This is a genomic window from Petrotoga sp. SL27 (genome assembly GCF_002924605.1).
In the GTDB taxonomy this organism is placed as follows: Bacteria; Thermotogota; Thermotogae; order Petrotogales; family Petrotogaceae; genus Petrotoga; species Petrotoga sibirica.
In genome coordinates this window covers 62554-65727 of the sequence record NZ_JAIP01000015.1, presented here as the reverse complement: position 1 = coordinate 65727, position 3174 = coordinate 62554, and the positions used below count along the sequence as shown (strand labels likewise).

4 protein-coding genes and 1 pseudogene are annotated in these 3174 nt (G+C 31.4%); 2 read left to right on the top strand and 3 right to left on the bottom strand.

What is annotated here, in order from left to right; translation table 11 throughout:
- The 3 genes and pseudogenes from AD60_RS10720 to AD60_RS06370 all read right to left on the bottom strand — a co-directional run.
- A pseudogene (locus AD60_RS10720) lies at positions 1 to 169 on the bottom strand (hypothetical protein); the annotation flags it as partial.
- A 244-nt stretch (positions 170 to 413) separates the two neighbouring features.
- Positions 414 to 1433, bottom strand: coding sequence for a type II TA system antitoxin MqsA family protein (locus tag AD60_RS06375; protein ID WP_103927482.1), 1020 nt, complete (start codon positions 1431 to 1433; stop codon positions 414 to 416).
- A 20-nt stretch (positions 1434 to 1453) separates the two neighbouring features.
- Entirely contained in the window at positions 1454 to 1768 is a 315-nt protein-coding gene (locus AD60_RS06370) for a hypothetical protein (protein ID WP_103927481.1), read from the bottom strand.
- A gap of 350 nt (positions 1769 to 2118) precedes the next feature.
- Between AD60_RS06370 and AD60_RS06365 the strand changes: the two genes are divergently transcribed.
- Both AD60_RS06365 and AD60_RS06360 read left to right on the top strand, forming a co-directional pair.
- The gene (locus tag AD60_RS06365) at positions 2119 to 2331 is read left to right on the top strand and encodes a hypothetical protein (protein WP_103927480.1); all 213 of its coding nucleotides are present in this window, start codon (positions 2119 to 2121) and stop codon (positions 2329 to 2331) included.
- Between the two features lie 45 nt (positions 2332 to 2376).
- Positions 2377 to 3174, top strand: a 798-nt coding sequence (locus tag AD60_RS06360; RefSeq protein WP_199177861.1) for an Rpn family recombination-promoting nuclease/putative transposase, incomplete at its 3' end; no start/stop codon positions are given.

Here is a 3174-nt window from a genome sequence, read left to right as displayed (position 1 = left end):
ATTTTGTATCTGAAAAATCAAATACATTATCTATTGATTTAATAACATTATAGACAAAATAAGATTGATTTGAAGATTCCTCTGGATTTCTTGTTCCAAAAAACAAAATAACTCCAACCCAAAAAAATAAAAAAATTAATGATATTAGTATATATTTTCTTCTTTCCATATAATCACCTGTTTAATTCTATAACAAAACCACCTCAAATGATACCCCCAAAGTAAGGTAGGTGGCCTAAGATGGACAGGATGGAGGTCGGAACCCTCTTACTCCCCCGAGTTTAAGGGACCGCAGTTCCCTTCCTTAGAAGGGCGGGCTGTGGGGGAAGGGCGCTATAAAGCTCGCTGTACAGGATTTGTGTGATAGGGTGGTATATTGTTATAGATCAGAGTTATCCATTAAAAAATTTACACTAAATCACAATCTCTTCACCATAATTTGAATTTTTAAAATCTACGTCATTATGTGCCAATTCTACTAATTTGCTGGCACTCAATCCTCCATACTCTTTAACAATCTTTTCTACAACACTTCTTTCTTCATCTGCTAAATACTTTAAAGGGCTCTGATCTACCAAACAGATCATATATGTCTCTTTCAAAAACTTTTTAGAAAAATCGATATTCATTCTTATTAAATTTGTCTTTATCAAATAATCTAAAAGAACGCCCTCTTCATTTTTTGCCCCTTTGGGAATTGGGCCATAATTATAATGAATGAATTTCAAATTAGCAATTTGCCTGCCAAGAATTTTTTTGGATTCCTTTTCCACTAACCATAGCAATTTAAAAAAGACGGTTTTGAATAAAAAATCCTTATGATAATATTTTTTTGAATAATAAAATAAACCAGCTATTAAACCTTTCATTTTTTCAATATCTATTTCAGGATGTTTAATATACAGAATTTTTTCCAATTCTTGAATTTCAAGTTTATTTTCAAATTCTTTAAGAATTCTTTGAATGTTTGCTAAGATCCTCTTATACTCGATATCGGGAATATTATCTTTATTACTTTTTAAAATTTTGTAAAATTCAACTGGTTCGGAAACTCTCTTGATCAAATCGCTATTAACTTTAGTTGGCAATGAACCCATCTCATAACGTTGTATAGTAGCTTCTCCTAAACCTAAAATCAAGGCAAATAATGTTTGAGAGACATTATACTTACTTCTAATTTCCTTGATCTCTTCAGGTAATACCAAATTATTCAACTCAGCATATTTTCTGTATGCCGCTTTTAAATTCTCATTCTCATAATATGGTTCAAGTAACTCAGCCCCACATTCTTCACATATAGCAACAGTCCGTTCGACTTCAATAGGATAATTCTTAACGTTATAATTCTCTTTCTTTTTTATAGTTTTATACCCCACCAATTTTCCACATTGCTCACAGAACAACTTTTCTTTTGGTTTTTTCAATTCATACATTTCCTTCACCCTCCTCTGATTCATGAAAAGACAAAAGTACCATGTAATCTTTTTTTTTCAACGTATTTTATTTTTATATAAATTTGATACACTTCATCCTCAACACACAATTGTTTTTTAAAAATATAAACAGTTCCTTCAGGAAAATTAAAGTCTTTTTCTACACTATCATATATAAAATCATCTTTTGTTAATTCGTTAAGTAAAAAATTATGAACGTCTTGCTCAGTCCATCCGATCTTGGTTAGAAACTCAGTATTTTTCACCCTTTTCACGAGCTGTAATTGATTATTATTGATAAATTGTTTCAATAATTCTAGAAAAAATTCAACCATTTTATGGTTCCTACACTCACATTATACCATCAATTGATGGTATAATATATTAAATATTGTTAAAAATATATCTTTATATTACCCTCCTCAATGACACAAACTAATATTTTTTTGACTTGTAGGTTAACGGATTGAGCTTTTTATAAAGTGTTTATACGTAGTGTCCTATCAAATTTCATCTTTTAACTTATATCTGAACTACTTAATATATACCTCTATGAATGAACACTTCTTCTCTCCCAAGCGTTTTCCAATCAACCCTATTATACCATTACCTTTCTTATTTCAAAACACGAAACTATAAAACCCAACTTGCCTACTTTTTCTTCCTAAAACGGGTGGGAAACGTGGTGAAAGGGCAAAAGAATCTTTTCCTTATGGCTGGGGAACAGGGTGAAAGGGCGCTGACAAAGATCCTTTTCCTAATGGGTGGGGAACAGGGTGAAGGGGCACTAACAAAGATCCTTTTCCTCACGGGTGGGCAGCGGGGAAAGGGCGCTATAAAACTCATTATACAGGAGTTGGATAATAAGATAACACATCTTCAAAAACATATGGTATAATTAATTTTGAACAAACAAAATCTATAGCACAAAGCGAGGCAAAAGATGAGCGAATTAAACAACCCACACGATGCTTTCTTCAAAAAACATTTTGGTAACAAAAAAATAGCTCAAAATTTCTTAGAAAACTATTTACCTTCTGAGATTACCAAAGTACTAGACCTAAATTATTTAACCAAAGAAGACAAAAGCTATGTGGATGAAGATTTAAAAGAAAGCCACTCAGACATGTTGTACAAAACAAGGATAAATGGACAAGATGGATACATATACATTCTGTTTGAACACAAAAGCTACAATGATCCGCGTGTACTTCTACAACTTTTAAAATACATACTCAGAATATGGGAAGAAAAATACAACATCAAAACGAACAAATTACCTATAATAATACCACTAGTAATATACAATGGAGAAAACAAATGGAATATAGAGACGAAGTTAATAAATCTCATAGAAGGAATAGAAGAGCTACCAGAAATAATGAAACAATATATACCTACTTACCAATATGAGATATATGATTTCTCACCAGAAGAAAAATTAGGTATAGTAGGGTTAGCAAATTTAAAGGCGATATTACAAACGACAAGAGTGGCAAGAGTAAAAACAGGAGAAAAGTTTGACGAAGAATTAATAAAGGCGTTTGAATTTCTTGTTGGGATAAAAGACAAAAAGACGTTTGATGAATTATTTGAATCATGTATGTTGTATTTAATGTATACAAGGGACGATATAAACATAGAAAAGGTAGAAGAAGTAGCGAAAAAAGTAATGGATGAAAGGGGTGAATTGATAATGACAATAGCTGAAAAGTTGAAGAATGAAGGAATGGAAAAAGGT

What these genes read in the sequence shown, in the direction of transcription:
- AD60_RS06375 (WP_103927482.1), bottom strand. Translation starts at nt 1,433, where the DNA reads ATGTATGAATTGAAAAAACCAAAAGAAAAGTTGTTCTGTGAGCAATGT.
- AD60_RS06370 (WP_103927481.1), bottom strand. Translation starts at nt 1,768, where the DNA reads ATGGTTGAATTTTTTCTAGAATTATTGAAACAATTTATCAATAATAAT.